Source organism: Clostridium sp. FP2, assembly GCF_011065955.2.
Taxonomy (GTDB): Bacteria; Bacillota; Clostridia; order Clostridiales; family Clostridiaceae; genus Clostridium_AD; species Clostridium_AD tagluense.
In genome coordinates this window covers 3,513,376-3,539,317 of the sequence record NZ_JAAMNI020000001.1, presented here as the reverse complement: position 1 = coordinate 3,539,317, position 25,942 = coordinate 3,513,376, and the positions used below count along the sequence as shown (strand labels likewise).

The 25,942-nt window shown below is 30.9% G+C and carries 27 protein-coding genes and 1 pseudogene; 26 read left to right on the top strand and 2 right to left on the bottom strand.

All coding sequences use genetic code 11. The features are described from left to right. Positions 1-22 precede the first annotated feature (22 nt). The 12 genes and pseudogenes from G9F71_RS17045 (at position 23) to G9F71_RS16990 (ending at position 10,638) form a co-directional block, all read left to right on the top strand. Positions 23-1,444, top strand: a complete 1,422-nt coding sequence (locus G9F71_RS17045) for a glycosyltransferase family 4 protein (RefSeq protein ID WP_164950800.1) — start codon at positions 23-25, stop codon at positions 1,442-1,444. 10 nt (positions 1,445-1,454) lie between these two features. Further along, complete coding sequence (locus G9F71_RS17040) at positions 1,455-2,573, top strand: glycosyltransferase (RefSeq protein ID WP_164950801.1); 1,119 nt, start codon at positions 1,455-1,457, stop codon at positions 2,571-2,573. Positions 2,574-2,615: 42 nt separating this feature from the next. Then, positions 2,616-3,524 (top strand): NAD-dependent epimerase/dehydratase family protein, encoded by a 909-nt coding sequence (locus tag G9F71_RS17035; protein ID WP_164950802.1) that lies wholly within the window; start codon positions 2,616-2,618, stop codon positions 3,522-3,524. Between the two features lie 107 nt (positions 3,525-3,631). Next, positions 3,632-3,952, top strand: coding sequence for a hypothetical protein (locus tag G9F71_RS17030; RefSeq protein ID WP_164950803.1), 321 nt, complete (start codon positions 3,632-3,634; stop codon positions 3,950-3,952). A gap of 21 nt (positions 3,953-3,973) precedes the next feature. Further along, the gene (gene pseG / locus G9F71_RS17025) at positions 3,974-4,969 is read left to right on the top strand and encodes a UDP-2,4-diacetamido-2,4,6-trideoxy-beta-L-altropyranose hydrolase (RefSeq protein WP_164950804.1); all 996 of its coding nucleotides are present in this window, start codon (positions 3,974-3,976) and stop codon (positions 4,967-4,969) included. Between the two features lie 14 nt (positions 4,970-4,983). Then, a complete protein-coding gene (gene pseI / locus G9F71_RS17020; RefSeq protein WP_164950805.1) occupies positions 4,984-6,039 on the top strand; it encodes a pseudaminic acid synthase in 1,056 nt (351 codons plus the stop codon). Positions 6,040-6,165: 126 nt separating this feature from the next. Further along, positions 6,166-7,380 (top strand): flagellin lysine-N-methylase, encoded by a 1,215-nt coding sequence (gene fliB / locus G9F71_RS17015; protein ID WP_164950806.1) that lies wholly within the window; start codon positions 6,166-6,168, stop codon positions 7,378-7,380. A 36-nt stretch (positions 7,381-7,416) separates the two neighbouring features. Continuing rightward, complete coding sequence (locus tag G9F71_RS17010) at positions 7,417-8,424, top strand: dTDP-glucose 4,6-dehydratase (protein ID WP_164950807.1); 1,008 nt, start codon at positions 7,417-7,419, stop codon at positions 8,422-8,424. A 14-nt stretch (positions 8,425-8,438) separates the two neighbouring features. Then, a pseudogene (locus tag G9F71_RS17005) lies at positions 8,439-8,649 on the top strand (polysaccharide biosynthesis protein); the annotation flags it as partial. Positions 8,650-8,761: 112 nt separating this feature from the next. After that, positions 8,762-9,568, top strand: coding sequence for a flagellin (locus tag G9F71_RS17000; protein ID WP_164944349.1), 807 nt, complete (start codon positions 8,762-8,764; stop codon positions 9,566-9,568). A 98-nt stretch (positions 9,569-9,666) separates the two neighbouring features. Beyond that, a complete protein-coding gene (locus tag G9F71_RS16995; protein ID WP_164950808.1) occupies positions 9,667-9,846 on the top strand; it encodes a YjfB family protein in 180 nt (59 codons plus the stop codon). A gap of 585 nt (positions 9,847-10,431) precedes the next feature. Continuing rightward, entirely contained in the window at positions 10,432-10,638 is a 207-nt protein-coding gene (locus G9F71_RS16990; protein WP_164950809.1) for a hypothetical protein, read from the top strand. 241 nt (positions 10,639-10,879) lie between these two features. Here G9F71_RS16990 and G9F71_RS16985 read toward each other — a convergent pair whose 3' ends face one another. Both G9F71_RS16985 and G9F71_RS16980 read right to left on the bottom strand, forming a co-directional pair. Beyond that, positions 10,880-11,101, bottom strand: coding sequence for a nucleotidyltransferase domain-containing protein (locus tag G9F71_RS16985; RefSeq protein WP_224626697.1), 222 nt, complete (start codon positions 11,099-11,101; stop codon positions 10,880-10,882). Positions 11,102-11,248: 147 nt separating this feature from the next. Next, positions 11,249-13,138, bottom strand: a complete 1,890-nt coding sequence (locus G9F71_RS16980) for a hypothetical protein (protein ID WP_164950811.1) — start codon at positions 13,136-13,138, stop codon at positions 11,249-11,251. A gap of 425 nt (positions 13,139-13,563) precedes the next feature. Here G9F71_RS16980 and G9F71_RS16975 point away from each other — a divergent pair, with 425 nt between their 5' ends. The 14 genes from G9F71_RS16975 (at position 13,564) to G9F71_RS16910 (ending at position 25,839) form a co-directional block, all read left to right on the top strand. After that, the gene (locus tag G9F71_RS16975; RefSeq protein WP_164950812.1) at positions 13,564-13,905 is read left to right on the top strand and encodes a hypothetical protein; all 342 of its coding nucleotides are present in this window, start codon (positions 13,564-13,566) and stop codon (positions 13,903-13,905) included. Between the two features lie 144 nt (positions 13,906-14,049). Next, positions 14,050-14,895, top strand: coding sequence for a flagellin (locus tag G9F71_RS16970; RefSeq protein WP_164950813.1), 846 nt, complete (start codon positions 14,050-14,052; stop codon positions 14,893-14,895). 463 nt (positions 14,896-15,358) lie between these two features. Continuing rightward, a complete protein-coding gene (flgB, locus tag G9F71_RS16965; protein WP_224626444.1) occupies positions 15,359-15,763 on the top strand; it encodes a flagellar basal body rod protein FlgB in 405 nt (134 codons plus the stop codon). A 5-nt stretch (positions 15,764-15,768) separates the two neighbouring features. Then, entirely contained in the window at positions 15,769-16,203 is a 435-nt protein-coding gene (gene flgC, locus G9F71_RS16960) for a flagellar basal body rod protein FlgC (RefSeq protein ID WP_164950815.1), read from the top strand. Positions 16,204-16,214: 11 nt separating this feature from the next. Next, positions 16,215-16,514, top strand: a complete 300-nt coding sequence (fliE, locus tag G9F71_RS16955) for a flagellar hook-basal body complex protein FliE (protein WP_164950816.1) — start codon at positions 16,215-16,217, stop codon at positions 16,512-16,514. Between the two features lie 15 nt (positions 16,515-16,529). Beyond that, positions 16,530-18,089 carry a flagellar basal-body MS-ring/collar protein FliF gene (fliF, locus tag G9F71_RS16950; protein ID WP_164950817.1) on the top strand — a complete coding sequence of 520 codons (1,560 nt, stop codon included), beginning with the start codon at positions 16,530-16,532 and terminating at the stop codon, positions 18,087-18,089. A gap of 6 nt (positions 18,090-18,095) precedes the next feature. Further along, positions 18,096-19,109: a flagellar motor switch protein FliG gene (fliG, locus tag G9F71_RS16945; protein WP_164944341.1), complete on the top strand. Its 1,014-nt coding sequence runs from the start codon at positions 18,096-18,098 to the stop codon at positions 19,107-19,109. Then, a complete protein-coding gene (locus tag G9F71_RS16940; protein WP_164950818.1) occupies positions 19,093-19,845 on the top strand; it encodes a flagellar assembly protein FliH in 753 nt (250 codons plus the stop codon). The genes fliG and G9F71_RS16940 overlap by 17 nt, the downstream gene beginning before the upstream one ends. Positions 19,846-19,861: 16 nt before the next feature. After that, the gene (gene fliI / locus G9F71_RS16935; protein ID WP_164950819.1) at positions 19,862-21,178 is read left to right on the top strand and encodes a flagellar protein export ATPase FliI; all 1,317 of its coding nucleotides are present in this window, start codon (positions 19,862-19,864) and stop codon (positions 21,176-21,178) included. A gap of 57 nt (positions 21,179-21,235) precedes the next feature. Then, positions 21,236-21,682 carry a flagellar export protein FliJ gene (gene fliJ / locus G9F71_RS16930; protein WP_164950820.1) on the top strand — a complete coding sequence of 149 codons (447 nt, stop codon included), beginning with the start codon at positions 21,236-21,238 and terminating at the stop codon, positions 21,680-21,682. 5 nt (positions 21,683-21,687) lie between these two features. Next, positions 21,688-23,370 carry a flagellar hook-length control protein FliK gene (locus tag G9F71_RS16925; protein WP_164950821.1) on the top strand — a complete coding sequence of 561 codons (1,683 nt, stop codon included), beginning with the start codon at positions 21,688-21,690 and terminating at the stop codon, positions 23,368-23,370. A 42-nt stretch (positions 23,371-23,412) separates the two neighbouring features. Beyond that, positions 23,413-24,204 (top strand): flagellar hook capping FlgD N-terminal domain-containing protein, encoded by a 792-nt coding sequence (locus G9F71_RS16920; RefSeq protein ID WP_164950822.1) that lies wholly within the window; start codon positions 23,413-23,415, stop codon positions 24,202-24,204. A 12-nt stretch (positions 24,205-24,216) separates the two neighbouring features. Next, positions 24,217-24,618 (top strand): TIGR02530 family flagellar biosynthesis protein, encoded by a 402-nt coding sequence (locus tag G9F71_RS16915; protein WP_164950823.1) that lies wholly within the window; start codon positions 24,217-24,219, stop codon positions 24,616-24,618. Between the two features lie 123 nt (positions 24,619-24,741). Beyond that, positions 24,742-25,839: a flagellar hook-basal body complex protein gene (locus G9F71_RS16910; protein ID WP_164950824.1), complete on the top strand. Its 1,098-nt coding sequence runs from the start codon at positions 24,742-24,744 to the stop codon at positions 25,837-25,839. Positions 25,840-25,942 lie beyond the last annotated feature (103 nt).

Below are 25,942 nucleotides of genomic sequence, written 5' to 3'. Positions count from 1 at the left end.
TTTAATAATTGTGAGGTGAAATATGATTAAAAAAAACAAGAAAATTATACTATTTGGAGCTTCAAAAGCGGGTGAAAGATTAGCCCAAATATTAAATTCTAATAATATAGATTATGAATTTTGGTTAGATAATAATGAAATTAAGTGGGAAACTAATTTTTATGGCAAAAAAATTAAAAATCCTATTATGCTATTAAATTTAAATATGAGTGAATACATCATTGTAATAACAAGTATGTATTTACAAGAAATAAAGTCACAACTTGTAAGTTACAATTTACAAGAGGAAAATATTATGTCTATGAGAGAGCTTATAATACTTATATTTAATAATACTAAACATAAGTATACATTTGATGAAGAGGTAATCTCATTTGACAATGCTCATTTAAAAAATATTATATTTTCGTTACCTAACGGTTTTGTAATAGGGGGAGTAGAAACTTGGACTTTTACATTATTTGATTATATACAAAAGTATAATAATATAAATTCAAAAATAGTATCAATACCAAAACAAACAAATGAGCCACAAAAATATAAAAATAATATTATTAGCTGGAATATTCATTATGATAACTATTTTGATAGTATATACAATTTATCACAAATATTGAATAAGTACAATGAAGTAATAATAATAGTTAGTAAATCTGAAGAACTATTACTAGCATGTGCATTGCTAAAAGAAAAAATTAACAAAAAAATAAAAGTTATCTCCATAATGCATTCAGATAATGCAGATACATACAATCAAAACTTAGTGTTTTCAAGTATTATTGATAAATATATATGTGTTAGTAGAGATATAGAACAAAAATTCAAGAAAATGCTTAATTTGAGAACATCTGATATTGTGTTTAAAATGTCTCCTGTAAGTATAAATGAAAATTTAAATAAAAAATCATTTATTAACTCTGATATAATTAAAATAGGTTATATAGGAAGATTAATTATAAAGGAGAAAAGAGTGGATAAACTTTTAGAATTAATAGGATTTCTAGAAAAAAATGTAAAATCATATGAATTACATATAGCAGGTGATGGAGAGTTTTATGGTATAATAAGTGATTTTATAAAACATAAGAATTTAAATAATAAGATATTCTTATATGGGTTTATAGATAATAATAAATTAGATGATTTTTGGGCTGATAAAGATATTTTTGTAAATGTTTCAGATACAGAAGGAACTTCAATAGCTATGTTAGAAGCTATTGGGAGAGGAATTATACCCGTGGTAACGAATACCAGTGGAGTGAATAGTATTGTAGTTCATAATCATAATGGTTTTATAGTAGAAAAAGATGATATGGAACAAATGTCACTATATATAAAATATCTTAAAGAAAATATAGAAATTATAAGAAAGTTTAGTACAAATTCAAAAAAAATAGTAAACGAAAAATGTTCAATTGAAGATTATGTGAAATACCTATGTTAGGAGTTTGAAAATGATAAGTGTAATTATACCAACATACAATAATGAAATATATATATGTGATGCTATAGAAAGTGTACTTGTACAAACTTATAAAGATTTAGAAATCATAGTTGTAGACGATGGTTCTTCAGATGGAACTAAGGAGATTTTAAGTAAGTATTTAGACAAAATAATATATGTATATAAAGAAAATGGTGGAGAAGCTTCAGCGAGAAACTTAGGCCTAGCTTTAGCTAAAGGAGAGTATGTAACATTTTTAGATGGTGATGATTTATATAAATCAGATAAAGTAGAAAAACAAATAAAGGCGTTTTTAGAAAACCCTCTAGTTGACGTTGTTTATAATGATGTAGACGTTGTAGATAGTAATTTAAAATATTTATACACTTTAAAAAGTGAAGGTGTATATGAAGATAGAGATGATTTTCTTTGTATGACGCTTGTAAGACAAAGAATTCCTGCACCAGCATCTATGATGGTAAAAAGAAAGTTTGAAATAAAAGATGTAAAATTTCCGGAACACTATAGCAATTCTGCTGATTATGAATTTACTATAAAATTGGCACAAAAATGTACCTTTAAATATTTGTCTGAATCTATATATATATATAGAAGACACTCTGGAAATTTAACTAATAGTCATTTAAAACAAGTTAAATGTGAGGTTGATATAATTAAAAATTTAGGTATCGATGAGATTGAAAAAATAGTTCATAACTCTAATTTTAGTGAAAATGAAAAAGAGTTTATATTTTCTGAGATTATGATGAAGATAGAATCTTGGGATATTGCAAAGAAAACATTATTAAACCTTTCAGAAAAATATAATGAAGCTTATGTATATTTCTATTTAGGAAACTGTTATTATAATTCCGAGGATTATAATAGTGCTTTATTTAACTATAAAAAAGCTATAGATTTAGATTCACAAATGGCAGAAGGATACAATAATTTAGGATGTTGTTATGCTAACTTAAATGATAAGAATTTAGCTGAACATAATTTCATTAAAGCATTGCAATTAAAAGAAGAATACATGGATGCAAAAATTAATTTAAATGAAATGAGTTCTAGGATAAATTTTAAATTAACTAATAGGGAATTAAGAAAAGTTTTAACTATATATTAAGATAAAAACTTATGATGATTTTGAAATGGAGGTCTAATTAAATTGAAAGTTTTAATTACAGGGGGAGCAGGTTTTATAGGATCTCATATAGTTGATTTATTATTAGAAAAAGGATATGAAGTAGTAGTAGTAGATAATTTAGTTCATGGAAAATTAGAAAATGTGAATTCAAATGCTGAATTTTATAATATGGATATTAGAAACAAAGAGCTAATAGGAGTTTTTAAAATAGAAAAACCAGATTATGTTATACATGAAGCTTCTCAAATTAATGTTGATGCTTCAATAAAAGATCCAATAAATGATGCATCTATAAATATAATTGGAACTTTGAATATCTTAGAATGTTGTAGAATATGTGGTGTGAAAAAAATAATTTATCCAGCTTCAGCAGCAATATTTGGTGAAGCTCAATATTCACCTATAGATGAAAAGCATCCTTTAAATATGTTATCACCCTATGGTGTTACCAAACATACGGTAGAGCATTATTTAGATGTATATCATAAGCTATATGGAATAGGATATGTATCTTTAAGATGCTCAAATGTTTATGGGCCAAGACAGGATTCTACCGGAGAAGGTGGGGTAGTGGCTATATTTTGTGAAAAATTAGTTAATGACAATGCACCTATAATATTTGGGGATGGAGAACAAACTAGAGATTTTATATATGTTCAGGATGTTGCAAAAGCTAATTTAATGGCTTTAAGTAGTGAGAAAAATGGAATTTATAATGTTTGTAGTAATTCTAAAACTAGTATTAATTATTTAGTAAGGATTATAAATCACAATTTAAATAAGAATGTAGAACCAATATATGAAAGTGAAAGACTAGGAGATATAAAAACTAGTATAATGAATTATAGTAAAATATTTAATGCTTTAGCGTGGAAACCTAGCTATGACATAGATTTAGGAATTAAAGAAACTTTAAAGTTTTATAAATAGAATGCCGAGGTATTAAAAATAAATATATACAAGTTTGTATTAATAATAGATAGCTTAATAAAATGAATAAATTTAAAAAGAAGCGTTACTATTGGGGTGTTATTTAAATGTTTTGGGTACATTTGCCTGATCATATTAATTACTTTAATTTTGAATCCATTGAAAAACTAACTGCTTCAGTAGGATTTAAACTTGAGCATAGGACTACTAATTTTCCAGTTGATATGTTTCTTGCACAAGGGATAGATTATAAAAATGATGAAATTGCATTAAAGAATATTAGTGGCTATATACGTAATTTTGAAAGTAATATAATAGATAGTAAAGGACATGATTCACTTATGAGGCACTATGAAGACTTAGCTTCAGTTGGAATTGGTAGATCATGCAAATTATATATGTCAAAGCCGTGGCTAGGACCTAAATAATTTATAAGGTGGGTGATACCTTTGAAAATAGTCATTCATGCAAATGGGGGAACTATAATTGGCATGGGACATATTATGAGAACTCTAGTCTTAGCCAAGGAATTAAGCCTTAATAATGATGTTTTTTTCATATGTAAAACAGATAAAGATAATACTGATAAATATAGAGCAGGTATAGAAAAAGTGAAACAACAAGGATTTAAACTAGTTGAAGTTTGTGAGCAAAATTTTATGGAAAAAATAAAAAATATAAACGCTGATTGCATAATTACAGATAGTTATGATGTAAATGAAGAATATTTTGATATTGTAAAAAAATATTTCAAATATAGTGGTTATATAGATGATATAAATATATGTAAATATTTTAATGTAGACTTTCTAATAAACCTTAATATATATGCAAAAAAATTGACTTATAAAACAAATTATGATACTAAACTTTTATTAGGAAGTAATTATGTTCTTTTAAGAGATGAATTTAGAAATTCACATAATTTAAACAAAAATATTAACAGTGAAATTAAAAAGATATTGATAACAGTAGGTGGAAGTGATAATAATAACGTTACAGAAGAGATTATAAAAAAACTGAAGTGTCTCAACTGTGAATTACACATAATTGTTGGCTCAGGATTTATATATATAGATAATTTAAAAGCTTGCAAAAATGAAAAAACAAAGCTTCATTTCAATGCAAATATGGTACAATTAATGTGTGAGTGTGATGTTGCTGTTTCATCATGTGGTAGTACTTTATATGAATTAGCTTCATGTGGTATACCTACATTAGGGATTATAGCAGCGGAAAATCAAAAGCTAGCAGCTGAAACTATGGATAGTTTAGGTATAATTAGATATACTGAAATAGATGATATATACTCAAGTATTTTAGAACTATCATATAACGAAAGGTGTTTAATGAGTAAAAAAGCATATAAAATTGTAGATGGAAATGGTGCTATAAGATTGGCTGAATATATAAACAGTTTGGAAAAATATTACAATCGAGAGTAATAGGAGATGATACTATGAAAAATGAAATTAAAATAGGGAATAAAATTATAGGTAAAAATAGTCCCACCTTTATAATAGCAGAAATGTCAGCCAATCATCTTCAAGATTACGATAAGGCAGTAGAAATTATAAAAGCAGCAAAGAACGCTGGAGCAGATGCTATAAAATTACAAACCTATACTCCAGATACTATAACTATAGATTGTGACAATGCGTATTTCCAAATAACACAAGGAACAATATGGGATGGAACTACATTACATAAATTATATGAAGAGGCTTATACTCCTTGGGATTGGCAACCAAAACTTAAGGAAATTGCAGAAAAACAAGGACTTATTTGTTTTTCATCACCTTTTGATAATACAGCAGTTGATTTTTTAGAAAAAATGGATGTTCCAGCTTATAAAGTAGCTTCTTTTGAAATAACTGATATACCACTTATAGAATATATAGCGTCTAAAGGGAAACCTGTTATAATGGCTACAGGCATAGCTACTCTATCTGATATTGAAGAGGCAGTAAGTGCTTGCAGGCGAATGGGGAACAATCAAATAGTCATTTTAAAGTGTACAAGTGCTTATCCATCACTAATGGAAGAAGTAAATTTAAAAACTATGCCTAATTTATCTGAAACCTTTGATGTAATTACCGGACTTTCAGATCATACTTTAGGAAGCTCAGTATCAATAGCTGCAGTAGCATTAGGTGCTAAGGTTATAGAAAAACATTTTATTTTAAGTAGAGATGAAAAGGGACCAGATGCAGCTTTTTCTATGGAACCTAAGGAATTTAAAAAAATGGTTGAAGATATAAGAAGTGTAGAAAAGGCTTTAGGAAAAGTTACTTATGAGCTTACTGAAAAGCAGAAAAAAAGTAGAGAACATTCAAGGTCTTTATTTGTAGTAAAGGATATAAAAGAGGGTGAGATATTTACTGAAGAAAATATAAGAAGTATAAGACCGGGATTTGGTATGAAAACTAAGTACATAAATGATATATTAGGGAAAAAAGTGAAAATGGATTTAAAAAAGGGAACACCTATGGAGTGGAAGTTTATAAAAGAATAAATATTGTATTTTATCAAGAGAAGGAGGTGGCTGTTACTTAAGGGAATTACTTAAAGTGATAGGCGCCTCTTATATATATCAACCGCTTTTAATAAACAAATTCTACAAAAATAAAAGGAGAAAACTATGAATAATATAATTCTTATGCCAGAATATATGAAAGATTTTCATTGTACAAGTTTAGATTGTAAGGATGATTGCTGTTACGGTTGGAAAGTTACAATAGATAAAGATACATATAAAAAATGTAGAAAAGTGCAGAAAACTGCCTTGAGAAATGAACTAAGTAGACATATATTAATAGATAAGCATAGAAAAACATTTAATGACTACGCATATATATCTATTGAAAAAGATAAAAGCTGCCCTTTTCAATGCGAAGAAAAGCTATGTAAAATACATAGAGATTTAGGTGAAGAATATTTATCATTAACCTGTAAGAATTATCCAAGGCTTTACGCTAAAGTGGATTCAATTTTTGAAGCTTCATTAGATATGTCTTGTCCTGAGGTTGCAAAACTTGTTTTATTTAACAAAGAGTCACTGGCCTTTGAGGAAGTTGAGACAAATAAAGATTTAAATAATAGTTTAGGTATTGTAATTGATACTAAATCAATACCGATATATAATTATTTTTGGGATATAAGAGTAGGGGTAATAACTATACTTCAAAACAGAAAATTATCCATTGAACAAAGACTCATATTAGTTGGACTTATGATAAACAAAATAGAAGAATCTAAAAAAAATGGTAAATTAGAAAGTATAACAGGTCACATAGATTATTATGTTAATAAAATAGATAGTGATGAATTAAGGGAACTTATAGAATCACTACCTAATAATTTAGGAATTCAAATGAAGATTTTAGAACAAATAATAGCTTTTTGTTCTAATGGTACTTTAAGAAAGAATTATGTAGATAGTATAGAAAAATTTAAAAAAGGGCTTAAAATTGAAGATGAAATTCAAATGGAGGAATGTATAAAGGCCTACAAAGAGGCAACAAAAGAGTATTATGAACCATATATAAAGGATAGGGAATACATTTTTGAAAATTATTTAGTTAATGATGTGTTTCAAAGAATGTTTCCATATAAAGATGAAAATTTTTTTAATGAATATATGATTTTAGTATTAAATTATAGTATTATTAGATTATTGTTAACAGGAATGGCTTCTTGTGATAAAGAATTAACGGATACAATGGTTATTGATTTAATTTATTCTTTCTCAAGAGATGTGCTTCATAATAATGTGTTTATTAAATCCTTTATAGATGCGCTCAATGAAAGTAAATTTAATACACTTTCACATATGATAGTTTTAATAAAAAATTAGAAAAACATAAATTATATTTAAGGGGAGCGGATACATATGAATATATTAGTAACTGGAGGCGCTGGATTTATAGGGCGTTGGGTGGCTAAAAGACTATTAGAAGATGGTCATAGAATAACTGCATTTGATAATTTGTCCAATGGAAGACTTGAAAATATAGAAGAGTTTCAGGGAAATGATAGTTTTAAATTCATAAAAGGAGACATACAAAGCGAAAAGACGTTGGATGAGATTTTTAAAGAAAAATTTGATATAATATATCATCTTGCAGCATCAATAAATGTGCAAGATAGTATTGATAATCCAAGAACTACTTTTTTCAATGATACTGTTGGTACTTTCAATATACTTGAAAAAGCTAAGATTCAGATGTTTGGTAAAAATGGTAACATGGATGGAGATGGATGGGTTTTAGATGCTAATGAGGATACTTATCCATGTAAGGTAGTATTTATGAGTACATGTATGGTTTATGATGCAGCAGAGGATAGTGGAATAGATGAAAATCATCCTACAAAACCTGTATCACCCTATGGTGGAAGTAAAATTGCAGCTGAAAACATGGTGCTGTCATATTACAATGCTTATAAACTCCCAACGGTAGTTATAAGACCTTTTAATACTTACGGGCCTTTTCAAAAGACTGGTGGAGAAGGTGGAGTTGTTGCTATATTTATAAATAATTCAATTCATGGAAGAGATATAAATATATATGGAAGTGGGAAGCAGACAAGAGATTTACTTTATGTTAGGGATTGTGCTAGCTTTGTTGTTATGGCAGGTTACTCACAAAAGGTAAATGGTGAATTAGTAAATGCAGGCACTGGTAGGGATGTCACTGTTAATGAACTTGCAGAGATTATAACAAATAAAAGAGTTAAAATAAATCATGTAAAACACATTCATCCACAAAGTGAAATTATGAAACTTAAATGCAACTATAATAAGGCTAAGGAGATTATGGATTGGAAGCCAGAGTTTACTTTAGAACAGGGAATAGAAGAGACAGAGCAATGGATAAAAGGTGAAAAACTATTTAAATAATAATTAGAGTGGGAGATGAATATAAACAATTCATAATGGAAAATGAATTCAATGGTGGTAAAAATCTTAGATTTCTTATTGGCGATGTAAGAGATTATGAAAGAGTAGAAAGGGCTATGAATAATGATATAGAAAGTGTAGTATTTACAAGTTCAGATAAAGCCATTAATCCAGCTAATTCTTATGGGTACTAAGTTTTTAGCAGAAAAATTAGTACAAGCTGCAATGCTTAATTATTGATAAATAATAAAATGAGCTTGAATGTAAAGTTTTGCTAATATATGTCGATAATATACTAACAGAGATTTTAAATGAATAGTTATAGGATGTGAAGTATATGATTATTAATGGTTATGGTGCATTGGATTCTCTTAATAGGGTTGCAGGTAAAAACAAAAGAGAGGATAGTACCATGCAGAAATTATCCTCAGGAAAGAGAATTGTAAAAGCAGCAGATGATGCTGCAGGACTTAGTATATCTGAAAGCTTTAAATCTCAAATAAGAGGTTTATCTCAAGGAGAAAAAAATTCTCAAGATGCAATTTCTATGGTTCAGGTAGTTGATGGAGCACTAGATGAAGTAACAAAATCTTTACATAGAATGAATGAAATAGCAATTCAAACTTCTAATGGTACTTTAACTGATGAAGATAGAAAATGTGTAGATAAAGAATTTCAAGAGCTAAAGGAAGGAATAACTGGGATAGCAGAACAAGCAGAGTTTAATGGGATAAAGGTGATGAATAGTGATAAAACCCTTGTGATACAGGTTGAATATAATCCCTATACTATTTTTAAATTGCAATTTAAGGATATGACAGCTAAAAGCATAGGGATAGATACTAATTCAGTTGTAGATTCAGTTCAATCGCAAAAGTCTATAGGGGATATTAATCTTGCACTTTCAAAAGTACTTTCATATAGAAGTGATCTAGGTTCAAATGTTAACAGTTTACAGTCTGCAATTAAATCTTCGTCTAATAATACTGAAAATTTAACAGCATCTTTATCTAAAATAGAAGATATTGATATGGCAAGCGGAATGATGCAAAAAATTAAAAATGACTTACTAGCTAATTGCAATTCTATATTGTATGCATCTGTAAAGCAAAGTGCTGAAAATGTTCAGAAGATACTTCAATAAATGATAGCAAGTACTCTGGCATGTAAGTGTGTTGCTTTTCACTAAGCTAAACTAAAGTAACTGTGAACTAGGAAAAAGATAGTAAATAGGAGGCGAAAATGGATATAGGAGCATTATCAATGATAACGAGTCAATCAAGAGTACAAGAATTAGCAGGTATATCAGTAATGAAGATGGCAATGGAAACTGGAAAAGAAACGGCTACACAGATGACGGAAATGCTGAAGAATGTTGCAGTAGATACTAATGTTGGACAGCACTTGGATGTTAGGGCATAATTTTAGATTAAAGATAAGAATTACATGATAAGCTAAACAATATTGGAATGAGCATTGGTGGCTACAGAAATAGCTATTGGTGCTCATTTTGCTGTAGGATTATTTATTAATTTATATTTAGTTATTTTATGACTATATGAAATTTGAAAGAGGTAATAGTCATAAGTGTCTTATAAAAGCATAAAAAAATAAGATTTTAGACGGCAGGTGAATATTATAAATAGTCAAAAAATCAAAAATAAAACCAATAAAGCTAAAATAATATTTCTAATGAGCACAATATTTTTTATAACGTCCATTTTAACTAAAATACATAATACAAGCATGCTTTTAAATTAAAATTAAAATTTTGAAAGAAAAGTAATCATAAATAACACTAATAAGTATGTCTTTAAAAAAAGAAATAAAAAACCATGCAGAGGTGATAAATTATATTTTGGCTATTTCTTATACATTAGGAGAAGCTCTAAATTATATAGAGCGAAATCATAAAAATAATGCAAACTTGCAGGTGAAAATAGTATTAAATTTCTATAGTAGCTGTAAATATTATAAATAAGGCATTAAAACTATGGATGGTATTCTATGGAATCGGATATTAAAGAACTTAAAGAAACTCAAAAATTAACTCAAAATGGGGTTAAAGAACATGATGCCATTCTTGGTTCACTAAAAACTGCATCAGAATTTCATAAAGCTGATATGGATAAGTTAACTCATGAAGTAGTAAAATTATCTGGTGAAATGAAAGCAGAGTTTAAAGAAACTAATGGTAAAATTGATGCGTTATAAATGACCTAACTGTTTTTGAAGCTATTACTGGTAAAAATATGACTGACATAGCTCACTTAAAATTAATAAAATAATTAGTAGAGAAAAGGTCAGGCAAGCCTTTACAAATATCCCTAGGGGAATTTTAAATAACAAAAATACAGATTTGCACCCCTTCTATAAGATTCAATAAATTCTATTCACAAATATTTTCTCTTATTTTTTTCAACTCATCCAATAATCTATAAACTTCTCACCAATATCAGCGAAGTAAAACATACCTCTCTGTACCATAGTACCAACCCCTTATATCGACAGAATCCTCTAGGTCATGCCTTACCTGTCTTAATTCCTTTTTAGGTTTATATGAATCAAGTAAATCTATATCACTATATTTAGAATAACAACCTTTTGCTATTGAACCAAAAAGTAATATTTTTGGATTATCCAAATTAGTAAGCATTGCGTTTTTTACTTTTGCAATCTCTAATATTAAACTAACATCTAATGAATAATTAACTTCTTTATTCTATTTGCTACTAGGAAAAAAAATAAGCCACCAAACCTTTCGGCATGATGACTTGTCTTTTGGTTTTTCCTTTTTTACCTAAGTGACAGGCACCTTCTAGTTTTATTTTATCGAAAGATTCGGTGGCTGCGTTGTGCCTTCTTCGTTAAATATTATTGCTTGCGAAGAAACACTTTCAAGGAAGCCCTTGCTTGTTACTGTTATACATATGCTCCCGCCATCTTTCCCAAGTTGTGGAATGCTTATTGTTGCCGATGCTGTTGCTGTTGTACCTTTTACTGTTTTATTTGCTTTTGCTATGGCTTTTCCTATTGGGTTTCCGGTTAATGTTCCATTGGTACCTGCTAAGTATACATTAACTGTATCACCTACTTTTAAATTATTAATTGTTACTATGTCTGCTACTATTGCATTGTTTACAATAGTTACAATGGCTGATGGCATTGCTGTCTTGGCTTCTTCGAGATATTTTTTGCCAAGTGTGTTCATATTTGTTGTCTCTCCTATTTTATCACTTTCAAGAAAAGTTTTTCTTGTCACAGATACAAATATGCTTCCACTATCTTTTCCGAGGTCTGGAATACTTACTGTTGCTGATGCTGTTACTGATGCGGTTGCTGCACCTTTTTCTATTTTGTCTGCCTTTGCTGTTGCTGTTCCTAGGAGTGATCCTACTGATATATCTTTAACAAAATTATTAGCAGGATTAGCAGGATTAGCAGTTAAATTAGCATTTAAAGTAAAATCGACATTAAAATCACCAAGCATATAAAAATTACCACGAGTTTCAAAAATAGCTATATAGTCATAAAAAAGCTTTCTATACTTGTTGATAAGAGTAGTATCAAGACCAGGAGTCTCTATTGATTGTCTTAACTTTTGACATGTTGTCCAAAGTCGATCGTAGGCATCCCTGTACGTAGCCTTGTTAATAATTTGGCCTACTTCAGAACCTTCTCCTGCACATAGTTTTATATACTCATATTTTTCTTTTACTGCATCTAATCGGGATTGTAGATCTCCTGCTATCGCTGTTGTAGGTTTTACTGCTTCTGGTACTGATGTTGTTGCTCCTTCGCTTTGTGTTGGTGCGGCGTATACTTTAACTATATCTCCTGCCATTAAACCAGTAACTTTCACTGTGTCTGGCATTCCTGCATTATTAACAGGCGTTTCAACCTTTATATCTTCTTTAGGAGTTCGTTGTTCTGACGAATATTCTACTTCTGTTAGTGTGCTTTCATTCATACCTTTTCTTGTTACTGATACATATACACTTCCTGCTTTTCGATCAAGATTATATACACTTTCCGGTGCAACAGGGAAATCTGCATTTACTGTTGCGGATATTGTTTGCGATGCACCTTTTTCTACTTTGTTTAATTTTGCAGCTGCTGTCCCTAGTAATGTTTTTGTTCCTACTACTATTCCCGGTTTTATGCTTAAGTCTACTGGTGGGACTGTTGGGATTGTTATGGATGAGCCTAATAGTGTTGTGCTTGAGGATATTACTGTGTTTGTTGTTGTGTTTGCTGCTGTTGTTGTTGTTGTTGTTGTTCTTGTTTCTGTTGTTATTGTTGCTGTTGTTGTTGTTGGTGTTATTGTTGTTATTTTCGATGGTGTTGTTATTATTGTTGTTGTTGTTGTTGACGGCGGCGTTGTTGATGATGATGTTATTGTTGATGATGATGATGATTGTGGTTCCGTTGTCCTATATATAGGTAGTGGCGTAGTTCTGTTTTTTACGAATTGTACATCTTCTCCTGGTTGTAAATATGGTTTTACTTCTGATTGAGGTATCATTGAATATACTTTAACGATATCCCCTACTTCTAAATCAGTAACTGTTACTGTGTCTGGCATTCCTGCATTATTTAAAATAACCTCTGCATTGAGATCAATTGTTCCTGCCGCAAAAACTATACTTGTTGATGGTAAAACAATTGATATAAATACTAATACACTTAGTACTTTTGATAATAATTTCTTCATTAATTCCATCTCCCCTTAATTTTTTTTAAATATATTAGGAAACTTTAAAGTTCCTTAATATATCAATTTCAAACAAAATATTTTTAATATACATATTAACATTATCGACCAATTATAGATATACTTTATACTTATTCACAAAGTTGAGCAATAGGGGACATTAAAAAAATATAATGTATTATTTAAAAATTATATGGAAAATTTTTAATGTAAAGCCATATTTAAATATAGGGATATTCAAGTAGTTAAATTAAAGAAGAAAGTTTATATAAAGTTATTAACTATTTAAACGAAGTATCAATTAAGAGAATATAAAATTCATCATAGATTGTTAATAAAACTATATAATGCTTAAGTAAGTGAAGATGATAGCTTTGTTAATCATCTATTTTTATAAATTATTTAAATTAAGAGAGGCGATGTATATGAGTAGTAATAATCAAGTTTCAATTAGCGTTGAAACAATGCAGGAAATTATTAAAGAGTTAAAAGAAATTAGCAGTCTTTGCTCTACTCCACACCTGAAAATGAAAGTTGTAGGACTACAAAAGGCTGTTTCTAGTTTGCTTGAAGCGGGGATCAAAATATCTCCTAAAGATTTGATATATGAAAAAATGGTTGAAGTCAAGCAGGTTAATCCAGAGCTTCATTTTAAGTTATATATGTTATATAGAAATTTAACCAGTAACAGGATATCGGAAGTAGATGCTATGGCTTATTATGAAAGTTACTTAAGCATGTTCCCAACGGATGAGATGATATATTAGGGGGATTTCAGTTATAATAATAACATATAAAGAAGTGAATGTTGAAAATAGGAATAGAAAAATCCCTGGCGATTCCTAAAGAAAAGTTCAATATATCCGATATGATGAAATAGATAGTAAAAAAACTTTAATGGAGTTGATTTTATGAGATTAAGTAAAAATATGGCCTCTTTAAATGTATATAGAGAATACAGTAAGAATCTTACTAAGCAAAGTGGGGCGTTAGGGAGAATATCATCTGGTGTTAAAATAAATAGTGCAAAAGAAAATCCTAATGCAATTGCTCAAAGTGAGAGACTTAGAATGCAGATAAGAGGTCTTCAAATGGCGGCAAAAAACACTCAAGATGGAGTTAGCATGATTCAAACTACAGAAGGTGGTATTGAAGGTATTACTAGTAGCTTACAAAGAGTTAGAGAGCTATTGGTACAAGCTGGAGGAGCTACAACCCAAACGGATAAAGATGTTATCCAAAAGGAAATAAATCAAATGTTAAATGGCGCGGATGACATGGCAAAAAATACTGAATTTAATGGAGTTAAGCTTTTAGTTGATGATACTGTTCCTCCTAATGATAATAAGGGGTCAACCGTTATAGAAACGGTAACAGGTGCTAATGTGGGAGAAAAAATTGACATACCCAAATACAATCTAACTAGAAAAGGTTTAGACCTTAGTGATGAAAACGTGAATGTTAGTAATATAGGTGCTTCCCTAGAAAATGTAGACAAAGCCCTTGATACAATCATTAGTGCTAGAAGTAAATTTGGAGCCGTAGAGAACAGATTAGAAAGTAGTTATAATTCTACAATTGAGATAGCTGATAAAATACAATCCGCTGAAAGTGGTATAAGAGATACGGATATGGCTGAGGAAATGATGGAATATTCTAAGTATAATATTCTTATAGAAGCTGGAAATGCTATGATGGTTCAATCCAACAAGTTACCACAGGATGCATTAAGAATACTCGAGAATGTTAGAAGATAGTGAACATAGTTATGATGAACTCACTGGTTTTAATTACCAAAAATTCCATATTTTTAGATGTGGGAGTTTCCGGATACTATTAAATATAACAGGGACAAAAAAAAGATTTGATGAAAATTAAGTCTTTTTTTGTATAATATAGTTAAAATAATAGACAAATTACTACAATAATGTATAATATGAAAGGAGATTGTAAACAAGGAGTGAACTTCATAAAAATTATTAACAAGAAACATAACCCTCGAAACAGACATTTTAACAGCAGAATAGGGCAGTTTGAATCTTAAAATTAATTTAATTTATAAAAAATAGAAAAGAAAGCATTCACGAATGTAAGAAAATAGTATATAATTATAAATATATTAGATGTGAAAACAAATTTAGCTATTTTTAGTAAAAAATAAGATTTTAAGAATGATTTTCATATTATATGTCTAAGGGTACATGAAGGGAGATGAGAATTGTGGCTATAATTGGGAGTTCAGTAAGCGAAAATACGTATAACCTGTTGAAAAAGAGTATGGATGCTTCAGCGATTAGAAGTAAAGTTATTGCAAACAACGTTGCAAATATCAATACAAAAGGTTATAAGAAATTCTATGTTACATTTGAAGACACACTAAATGACAGCATGGGTGAAGATACATTAAAAACTGACAATAATAAACATATGCAAACCGGTAGCGCGAGTTCCGATATTTCAGTAAAAAAGGACGAGTCCACCAGTATGAGACAAGACGGAAATAATGTAGATATAGACCTAGAAATGACTAATCAAGCAGCAAATACATTAATGTTTAACGCACTGGTTAAGCAGGTCAATAGTAAGAATGCACTTACAAGTTATATTATAGGAGGAGGTAAATAGTACAAATGAATAATGTTTTTAGGGGAATGAGAATAAGTTCTAGTGGACTCACAGCAGAAAGATTAAGGATGGACACCATAGCTTCTAATGTAGCAAATGTAGCTACCACTAGGGGAGAAAATGGACAACCGTACATAAGAAAAATAGCTGTATTTCAAGAAAATCTGCAACAAGAATTAGATAAAACTACAGGCACATATAAAGATAGTTTTAAAGGGGTAAAGGCTGTTGGTATTGAAAATGATAAATCACCTTTAAGGCGTGTTTATAATCCTTCCCATCCAGATGCAGATAAAGACGGGTATGTGAAAATGCCAAACGTAAACATTTTAAATGAAATGGCGGATATGATTGCATCTACAAGAGCATATGAGGCAAATGTAAATTCTATGAATGCTATAAAAGGTATGTTTTCTAAAGCTTTAGAAATCGGTAAATAGGAGGGTGATTTATGAATATTAATGCTTATGTTAATAATACGAAAATATTTAATGAACTTCAAAAGAATACTGTAGAGGGTGAGAATAAAAGTACTGATTTTCTGGATACATTAAAAGAAAAATTAAATGAGGTTAATGATAAACAAATAGAATCAGATAACCTTACTCAAAAGTTTATAAAGGGTGAAGAAGAGGATGTACATAAGGTAATGTTATCTACAGAAGAAGCTAAACTGTCACTGGAACTAGCAGTACAAATTAGAAATAAACTTGTGGATGCCTATCAAGAATTTAATAGAATGCAGATATAGTAAGGGGGGCAGCATATGAGTAAGCTATTTGAAATGAAGAATAAAATTTCGCAAGGCTTTGGTAAATTAAGTAAAAGTAAAAAAATAGCTTATAGTTTACTTGCAGGCGTGATTATAGTAGCCCTTGGATCTTTTATAGTAGTGGCATCGAAAACTAAGTATGATGTGTTATTTTCAAATATGACACCAGCGGATTCAGGTGCTATTGTAGCTAAGTTAAAAGAAAAAAAAGTTACATATCAGGTAACTGGTAATTCTATACTAGTGCCTAAGGCGGATATTGATAGCCTTAGAATGGAACTTATGTCAGAGGTTAAGATTACAGAGGGAAGTCAAGGATTTGAACTTTTTGATAATGGAAAAATGGCACCTACAGATACAGAAACTAAAATTATGTATCAACGGGCTTTAGCTGGAGAGATTGAAAGAGCTATTAAGTCGTTTCCTGAGATTGAAGGAGCTAAGGTTAATTTGGTTTTACCAGAAAATACAGCTTTTGTTCGTGAAACAGAGCCAGCTAGTGCTTCTGTTGTATTAAAACTTAAGCCAGATACTAAACTTGCCAATGAACAGGTAAAGGCAATAGTTGCATTGTTAACCGGAGCTGTAGAAAATCTTCCAAAGGAAAATGTAAGTATAGTATCTGATAAATTTTTGCTTTTAACTGAGGGTTTATATGATAAAGAAAAAGATACTTTAACGGGTTCTACAGATAAGCAACAAGTATTAAAAGCGCAAATTGAAAAGGAATTAGAAACAAAAATAATGAAGGTCCTAGAGCCTATATATAAAAGCGGAGTAAGAGTTTCCGTTAATACAGAGCTTGATTTTGATGCAATTCAAAGAAAAAATATTACCTATGATGAAAAAAAGGGAGCAGTAGTGAGTTCACATGACATTGAGACATGGAATGGAGGCACTAGCACTGGTTTATCCACTAGTCCTGTAGATGAGGCTGCAAAAAACACTTCACCTACAACTACTAAGGATGGAAATATCGTGAATAAAGAGTCAACAAAAAATTACGAGAACTCAAAAACAGAAGAAGACCTAGTGAAGGCACCTGGGGGAATTAAAAGAATTACTACTTCAGTTGTATTAGACGGTAATTTAGATCAAAATACTAAAACTTCTGTAAATAATTTAGTTGCGCAAGCTATAGGGTACTCTGAAGGGAGAAAGGACTCTATAAGTGTAGAAGGAATGTATTTTAATAGTGACAGTAAAAAGCAGGCGGAAAAGGCACTGCTAGATATAGCAAATGCTGATAAAGCAGCTGCGAAAAAAGTGACATACACTCGTATTGGATATGGAGTTTTAGCTATCTTATTATTTATTATATTGCTTCTTGTAATTCGTAGGTCTAATAAGAAGAAGGAAATAGCATCTGAAGGCATTGATATGATAATTGGAGATAATATTCCTCCAAAGCAGGAAGAATTTTTTGCTCCTATTGAATTTGAAGTTAACAGTGAAAAATCCAATATGGAAAAACAAGTTAAGAAGTACGCGGCAGAGAAACCAGAACAAGTTGCAGATATAATTAAGTCTTGGCTGACGGAAGATGAGAGGTGATAAATAATGGCTAAAGGTGAAAAACTTACGGGAATTCAGAAGGCGGCTATATTATTTATAACCTTAGGCCCAGACGCTTCATCAGGTATAATAAAGAAATTACCAGAAAAGGATATTCAAAAGATAACTTATGAAATTGCTAATATAGTTTCAGTTAAAGCTGATCAAAGACAGGCAATTCTAGATGAATTTATGGAAATGAATAAGGCAAAGGATTTCCTTTTAGAAGGTGGAGTTGACTATGCGAGGAATTTGCTTTCAAAAGCACTTGGTAACCAAAGGGCGAAAGAGATATTGGACAAGGTTATGGAAGAAACTCAACAATATAGACCCTTTGCTATTGCAAGGAAAGCAGATGCACATCAACTTTTGAATGTTATAGCTAATGAGCATCCGCAGACCATAGCACTTATTATGTGTTACATGCAGCAAGATAAAGCAGCGCAGATAATGTCAGCTTTGCCACTGGATTTGCAAAGTGAAGTATCTTTTAGAATTGCAACTATGAGCAGTATTTCTCCTATGGTTGTTAAAGAAATTGAAAAAGTTTTAGATGCAAAATTGTATTCCGTTATTAGAACTGATACTACTGTGGTTGGTGGAATCGAATCCTTAGTAGGTATTTTAAATCAAGTAGATAGAACTACTGAAAAGAATATTACCGAGGGTTTAGAGCGAGAAGATGCAGAACTTGCAGAAAAGATTAAAGAATCTATGTTTGTATTTGAGGATATTATCACCTTGGATGATGTTGCAATACAAAGAATTTTAAGAGAAGTAGATACTAAGGACTTATCTCTTGCATTAAAGGGATGTTCAGAAGAAGTGGCAAATAGCATATTCAAAAATCAATCTAAGAGAGCCGCAGCATCTTTAAAAGAAGACATGGAGTTCCTAGGACCAGTTAGACTTATGGATGTTGAAAAAGCACAACAAAAAATTGTTGGTATTTTGCGAAGGTTAGATGAAGCTGGTGAAATTGTACTTTCAAGGGGTGGTGAAGATGCGCTCATCCTTTAATGTTATAAAAAATTCAAGAGTTATAAATCAGGGAAATAAGGAAATAAACACCCAGTTAAGTAGGTCTTCTGATGGAGAAATCCTGGAGAAAAATAATGAAACCCAAATGGATAATATTACTAGTTATGAAAATATAGCTAGTAATATAGTAGAGAATGCACAAAAAGAAAGCGAAAAAATTATTTCCAAAGCTTTTGTGGATGCAGCAGAGGCAAAAGCACTAGCATTTAAAGAGGGGATAGAAGAAGGACACAAGGAAGGTTATGAAAATGGTTATAATGAAGCTATTGAAGCGGCAAGGCAGGAGGCTCAGAAAATTAGAGGGGATGCTGATTCTATATTAGTTGCAGCAAAAGCGGAGTATAATGATTATTTAATAGAAAAAGAACAACATATAAAAGCCTTAGTTGTAAGTATAGCTGAAAATATATTAAAAAGAGAAGTCGTGGAGAAAAATGCCTTAGACGAAATGATTTTTAATTGTATAAAAGATGAAAGAAATATAAAATCTTATATTATAAAAAGTAATAGTTCTCATTTTGCTGCCATAAAGGATCAAATTGAAAATTGGAAAGGAAGACTTGCTTTTCAAGGTGATATATTTGTAATAGAGGATGATTTTTTAGACGATGGAACTGCTGTTATTGAAAAAGATACAGGTAAAAGTATTGTAAGTATATCTTACGGTATAGAAAAAATAATAGAAATTTTTCAGCAGGAGCAAATACAAATTTAGAAGGGCGAGAACTATTATGATAGATCTGAATTTTGAGTATTTAATGAATAAAATTCCTGATATTAACTACACTTACTGCGAAGGTGTGGTAGTTAATGTTATAGGACTTACTATTGAAGTTCAAGGAATAACGGCTTTTGTTGGTGAAGTGTGTAAAATTTATAATATATCAAATGAGGAAATTACCTGTGAAGTTGTTGGATTTAGGGACAAAAATGTAATTCTAATGCCACTTGGGGAACTAGTGGGCATATCGCCAGGATGCATAGTAGTGCCAACTGGTAGTCCACTGACCGTTAAATGCTCAGATGAATTGTTTGGAAAGGTCCTAGATGGTTTAGGTAATCCATTAAAAGGCCCTGAAATTAGCAAATACACAACGTATCCACTTAATGCATCCCCTCCAGATCCTCTAAAAAGACGTAGAATAACAGAGATTTTACCTACTGGAATTAGAGCCATTGATGGTTTTTTAACTTGTGGCGAAGGGCAAAGAATTGGTATCTTTGCAGGTAGTGGAGTAGGCAAGAGTACAACTCTTGGAATGATAGCAAGAGAAGCAAAAGCAGAGGTAAATGTTATAGCACTTATTGGAGAAAGAGGACGAGAAGTACTGGATTTTATAGAAAAAGACTTAGGCGAAAAAGGGATGAAAAAATCAATTATTGTATGTGCAACTTCTGATAAGTCGGCCCTAGTAAGGTTAAAGGGGGCATTTACAGCTACAGCTATTGCAGAATACTTTAGAGATCAAGGAAAAAAAGTCATTCTAATGATGGATTCAGTAACAAGATTTGCCATGGCACAGCGAGAAATTGGACTAGCTATAGGAGAGCCCCCAGCTACTAAAGGCTATACTCCATCAGTGTTTGCAATGTTACCTAAATTAATGGAGCGTAGTGGAATGTCACTCAAGGGATCTATTACAGCTTTTTATACAGTACTTGTGGATGGTGATGATTTTAATGAACCAATAGCAGATGCTGTTCGAGGTATACTAGATGGACACATAGTTTTATCTCGATCACTAGCTTCAAAAAACCATTATCCAGCTATCGATGTTCTAAGTAGTGTAAGCAGGTTAATGTCTGAAATTGCGACAGTGGAACATAAACAAGCTGCTTCAACAGCAAGGGAGCTTATGGCAACTTATAAAGATTCTGAAGATTTAATAAATATTGGAGCCTATGTAAAAGGAAGTAGTGAAAAAATTGACAAGGCAATTAAGTATAATGATGCGATAGAGTCTTATTTAAAGCAGGGTATAAATGATACTACAGATTTTAACCTTAGCTTAGAATTGCTGAAAAACATGTTTAATGATATTCCATAAACCTAGATTATTAATTAGAGATTCTTAGATTGGTTCTCATAGAGGAGGAGTTTTAAATTGGGAGAGGTATATAAGTTTAGATTGCAAAAGCTTCTTGATATTAGAAAAGATATTGAAGATAAAAGCAAACTCCAATTTAAAGAAGCACAAAGAGAAAAAGAATTGGTGGAGGACCAGCTAAATAAATTAAAGGTAAAATATGAAATCTATAGGAATATAGATTCATATGAATCAGTTATTGAGCAGAAAATGAAACAAAATTATTTAAATGCTCTAAATTTGGCTATTGACGAAACCGCAGTAGTTTTAGATGGCAAAGAGGAGATTCTAGGTCGAAAAAGACAAGAATTGAAACAATGTCAAGTTGAAAAGAAGACTGTTGAGATTTTAAAAGAAAATCAACAGAGCGCTTTTTTTAAAGAGCAGAATTTAATAGAACAGAAAACTAATGATGAGTTTGCACTTTATGCTTTCATTAGAAATAATCACAAGGAGGGGAGGTGAAAAAAATGAACGTAAATAATGTCATGACATATGCTACTTCTAAAAAAATTGATGCTCCAAAACAAATAAATAAAAGTGAAGAGTTTAAAAAGGTTTTAGGTAATCATGAATTGAATTCTAAGAATTTTTCAAATGAAAATATCCAGAAAAAAAACAATAAAGACCAGAATTCAGGTAAAACCAATAATGGAAGCTTGGATAAAGTAAATAACGAAAATCAGAGCGATGATGTTAAAAACAATGATGTTGAAAAAACCACAGTGGAGGCTAGTGCCCCAAAGGATTTAAACAGCGCTTATGATAATAATGAAGTAAAAGCAAAGATAGTTAATATCATAGAAAAATCTATTGGTTTACTAAAGCAAAACACTGAGAAACTTTCAAAGGAAGCTGTGGGTGAAGAATCTGGGGACCAGATGGCTCAAATGCAGCAGCTACTACAACTTTTCAACAATCTACTTCAAAGTTTAGAGAAAACTCCAGCCACGCTTAAAGGGGGGGATGAGCTTAATCCTATTACCTTAGAGACTTTAGTCGGGGCAGAGCAATTAATTCCTGATGCAAAGAGTATTTTTAAAAACAGCCTTAGTGAAATAGCTACACTACAAGAAAAATCAAAAGGATTAGTGGGCGCGAAGCAATTCATTCCTGATGCAAAGAGTATTTTAGAAACCGGCCTTAGTGAAATAGGCGCATTGCAAGAAAAATCAAAAGTGAATGAAACTTTAGTAGTTATACCTCAAGAAATTGAACTTAATGCTATTAAACCAAAAGAATCAAATGACATAGAACAATTAATTGGGGGCAAGCAATTAACTCCTGATACAAAGGTTATGTTAAAAAGCAATCTTAGTGAAATAGTAGGGCTATTAGAAAAATCAGACAAGGTGCTACCTTCTCAAATAATTGAAGTTCTACAAAAACTAACGACTGTAGTAGAAGAGTTAAAAGTTCCTACGGTCCCAACTCTTAGCGAAAATAGCGAGGACAAATCAATAAAAGATAATCTGCTAAAAAAGGTAATGGAACTAAGTAATAAGACTAGTTCTGAAATTCTTCCTAAAAGCCAAATGCAAAGCTCAAATGATTCTAAAAATGGAAGCAAATTTTCAGGGAATAGTTCCTCAGAAGAAAGTTTTCTTAGTAATTTGATTAGCGAAGATAAGGATGAAATGAAAATATCAAAAGCAGTTAATTTTATGAATCAATTTGAAGCTATAAAAACTGTAGACACAGTTAAGGTACAAGCTGTTAATTTAGTCATTGATAAAAGTAATTTTACAGTAGATGTAATTAAAAATATAAAATTCATGGAAGTTAACAATATTAAGGATTTAACAGTAAAAATGAACCCTAAAGAACTTGGAGAAATAACTATAAAGCTTACTATGGAAAGTGGGATAATGAAGGCTAGTGTATCAGCTCAAAATAAAGATACTTATAATTTGTTAAATCAAAACATTCAGGATATTAGTGATAAATTAAAAAATATGGATATTAAAATTCAAAGCTTAGATATAAATATTTATGAGGATTCCACATTTTTTAATAACAACTCAAATGAGAAAAATAACAATAGAAATAAAAATAATAACACAAGTACAAATATGGATTTAGAAGATGAAGAGGATATTTCTATAAGCAATAACTATTCTATAGAAGAAAATCAAGTAAATAAATTTGTTTAAAATTTAATACTTTGTACAAAAAAATGTAAGGATGTGATAAATATGGCTATAGATGGACCAATAATAGCACCGCAAATTATACCAAGCGGTACGATTACTACCAAAGGACAAGAAAAAACACAGAAAACAACGGAAAATGGTACTGCAATTGTTCAATCAGGGAAGACGGAAGCAGAGAGTGCAGCAAGAGCAACTAACAGAGGGACTAGAATTGTTAAAAAGGGTGAAGAGATGGACAAAAACTCTTTTTTAAAAATTCTTTCAGCGGAACTTTCTAACCAAGATCCAACTAAGGGTAAGGATGGTACAGAATTTGTAGCTCAATTGGCTCAATTTGCCACACTGGAGCAGATGACAAATTTAAATAGCACTGTGGCTTTTTCAACATCGTCTTCACTAGTGGGTAAGATGGTAGCTCTTAGTAGTTATGATGCAAAGGGAGTGCAATATGGAGGCACTGTGAAGGCTGTTTATAAAGAGGCAGGTGTAACTAAACTTGCAGTACAGCTTACGGATGGTACTATGAAAAATTTTCCATCTGACACTTTGTCAGATATCTTAGATGTTCCAGATTATAGATTAGATTATATAAATGGAAACACAAGCTTTTCAAGTGCAGTAAGTTTAATGGGCAAACAGGTGGAAGCTTTGGGGCCAAAAGATGCTGATGGGAAAGATGGTAAAAACTATGCTGGTATAGTTAAAAGTGTTTTCAGGGGTACAAACGGTGTTAATTTAACTATTGCATGGCAGGAAAATGGACAAGAAATTACCAAGGATATAAATTATGCTGATATAATAAAAGTACAACAGCAAGTATCTAATGGGAAATAGTAAGGTGATATTATGTCATATAGAGTGATAAATGGTAAACTGTACGATGCAAAAGATTTTTCGGATTATTCTTATGCAAACCTGCAAGGAAATAAGGTTAAAGATAATAAAGAAATTACGGATTTTAAGCAGGTTTTAGATAAACAGATAAAAAAAGAAGAATGTTTCACCATATCCTCTCATGCAGCACAAAGGCTTAATAGTCGCAATATTGATTTTGATGATGCTGATATGGAGAAGATTAACCAAGGAATAAATATGGCAGAGGATAAAGGTGCAAAACAAGCCTTAATATTATATAAGGATATGGCACTTATAACCAGTATTAAAAATAGGACTGTAATTACTGCTTTAGACAAAAATCAAAGTGAAACAAGTATAATAACCAATATAGATAGTGTAGTTATGATATAAGCTGGACCTTTAAGGAAGCTTAACTTTGTGGAAATACAGAAGCAAAGTCATTACTAAAAAATTAGAATTACATTATAAATCTATTGGAATTTAGCTAAAAACAAAAAAAATGGAGGTAATATTATGTTAAGATCATTATATGCAGGAATAAGTGGAATGAAAGCAAATCAAGTTAAACTAGATGTTATAGGAAATAATATAGCTAACTGTGGAACTACATCTTTTAAAGGTGCAAGAGTTAGATTTCAAGATATGGTAAGCCAAAATATGTCTCAAGCATTAGCTCCAGGAGCAAGTCAAGGAGGAATTAACCCAAAGCAAGTAGGGCTAGGAGTACAAGTTGCAGGAATAGATACGTTGGTAGGCCAAGGAGGGATGCAACCAACATCTAGAAACCTAGATGTTGCTATGGATGGAGAAGGGTACTTAATGGTAGCTAAAGGTCGAACACCTGTTACAAATGATTTGGGTGTGGGTATAAATACAACAGAACATACAGCAAGTCCTCCTAGTGGAACGGATTTGTTCTACACGAGAGACGGTGCTTTAACTTTAGATAAGAATGGTAATTTATTAAATTCTGATGGGTTAAGAGTACTAGGCTATGCTATTAGTAGTGGTGATGGTACAAATGCAAGTGTAGACTATGACTTGTCTAAATCAACTACTGAGCCGCCAACTTCGCCCACTCTAACTTATGTTAATGCAGATAGCACAACTTTAACTCCAAGTGCAACACTAGTTCCTCTTGTTATACCAGAAAAAATTAGTGTTCCTGCTGATGATACTACTACTCCTCCTACTCTTGGGGGTGATTTTAGAGTCAAAACTTTTTCTATAGAAAAAGATGGAGTAATAAAAGCTGTCTTAGAAGGTGGTAAAGTAGCAATATTAGGGCAAATTGCTGTAGCTTCATTTAAAAATCCAGCAGGATTATCTAAAGTGGGGGGAAACATATATCAAAATACTTCTAACTCTGGTGCTGCAATAGTGAGAACGGGAAAGAATGTAGTTCCTGCTGATGCGGCTACGGATGCTGGTGTTGTAGACAACGGCGCAGGCTATGGTGATATGCTTCAAGGAATGCTTGAAATGTCAAATGTTGATCTAGCTGAGCAATTTACAGATATGATAATTGCAACAAGAGCCTTCCAAGCAGCAGGTAAGACAATTAGTACAGGAGATGAAATATTACAGGATATAATAGGTTTAAAGAGATAGTATAAAGTAAGGAATTCTAAAGTGAATTTGTAATAAATCTCAAATATTAAAAGTATTTGAGATTTACCAAATTCCTTTAATTTTAGTTATTTTTGAATTACAG

Excerpts from the sequence above, each read along its gene's own strand:
- G9F71_RS17045 (WP_164950800.1), top strand. The coding sequence starts at position 23 with ATGATTAAAAAAAACAAGAAAATTATACTATTTGGAGCTTCAAAAGCG.
- G9F71_RS17040 (WP_164950801.1), top strand. The coding sequence starts at position 1,455 with ATGATAAGTGTAATTATACCAACATACAATAATGAAATATATATATGT.
- G9F71_RS17030 (WP_164950803.1), top strand. The coding sequence starts at position 3,632 with ATGTTTTGGGTACATTTGCCTGATCATATTAATTACTTTAATTTTGAA.
- pseI (WP_164950805.1), top strand. The coding sequence starts at position 4,984 with ATGAAAAATGAAATTAAAATAGGGAATAAAATTATAGGTAAAAATAGT.
- fliB (WP_164950806.1), top strand. The coding sequence starts at position 6,166 with ATGAATAATATAATTCTTATGCCAGAATATATGAAAGATTTTCATTGT.
- G9F71_RS17010 (WP_164950807.1), top strand. The coding sequence starts at position 7,417 with ATGAATATATTAGTAACTGGAGGCGCTGGATTTATAGGGCGTTGGGTG.
- G9F71_RS17000 (WP_164944349.1), top strand. The coding sequence starts at position 8,762 with ATGATTATTAATGGTTATGGTGCATTGGATTCTCTTAATAGGGTTGCA.
- G9F71_RS16995 (WP_164950808.1), top strand. The coding sequence starts at position 9,667 with ATGGATATAGGAGCATTATCAATGATAACGAGTCAATCAAGAGTACAA.
- G9F71_RS16990 (WP_164950809.1), top strand. The coding sequence starts at position 10,432 with ATGGAATCGGATATTAAAGAACTTAAAGAAACTCAAAAATTAACTCAA.
- G9F71_RS16980 (WP_164950811.1), bottom strand. The coding sequence starts at position 13,138 with ATGAAGAAATTATTATCAAAAGTACTAAGTGTATTAGTATTTATATCA.
- G9F71_RS16975 (WP_164950812.1), top strand. The coding sequence starts at position 13,564 with ATGAGTAGTAATAATCAAGTTTCAATTAGCGTTGAAACAATGCAGGAA.
- G9F71_RS16970 (WP_164950813.1), top strand. The coding sequence starts at position 14,050 with ATGAGATTAAGTAAAAATATGGCCTCTTTAAATGTATATAGAGAATAC.
- flgC (WP_164950815.1), top strand. The coding sequence starts at position 15,769 with ATGAATAATGTTTTTAGGGGAATGAGAATAAGTTCTAGTGGACTCACA.
- fliE (WP_164950816.1), top strand. The coding sequence starts at position 16,215 with ATGAATATTAATGCTTATGTTAATAATACGAAAATATTTAATGAACTT.
- fliF (WP_164950817.1), top strand. The coding sequence starts at position 16,530 with ATGAGTAAGCTATTTGAAATGAAGAATAAAATTTCGCAAGGCTTTGGT.
- fliG (WP_164944341.1), top strand. The coding sequence starts at position 18,096 with ATGGCTAAAGGTGAAAAACTTACGGGAATTCAGAAGGCGGCTATATTA.
- G9F71_RS16940 (WP_164950818.1), top strand. The coding sequence starts at position 19,093 with ATGCGCTCATCCTTTAATGTTATAAAAAATTCAAGAGTTATAAATCAG.
- fliI (WP_164950819.1), top strand. The coding sequence starts at position 19,862 with ATGATAGATCTGAATTTTGAGTATTTAATGAATAAAATTCCTGATATT.
- G9F71_RS16925 (WP_164950821.1), top strand. The coding sequence starts at position 21,688 with ATGAACGTAAATAATGTCATGACATATGCTACTTCTAAAAAAATTGAT.
- G9F71_RS16920 (WP_164950822.1), top strand. The coding sequence starts at position 23,413 with ATGGCTATAGATGGACCAATAATAGCACCGCAAATTATACCAAGCGGT.
- G9F71_RS16915 (WP_164950823.1), top strand. The coding sequence starts at position 24,217 with ATGTCATATAGAGTGATAAATGGTAAACTGTACGATGCAAAAGATTTT.
- G9F71_RS16910 (WP_164950824.1), top strand. The coding sequence starts at position 24,742 with ATGTTAAGATCATTATATGCAGGAATAAGTGGAATGAAAGCAAATCAA.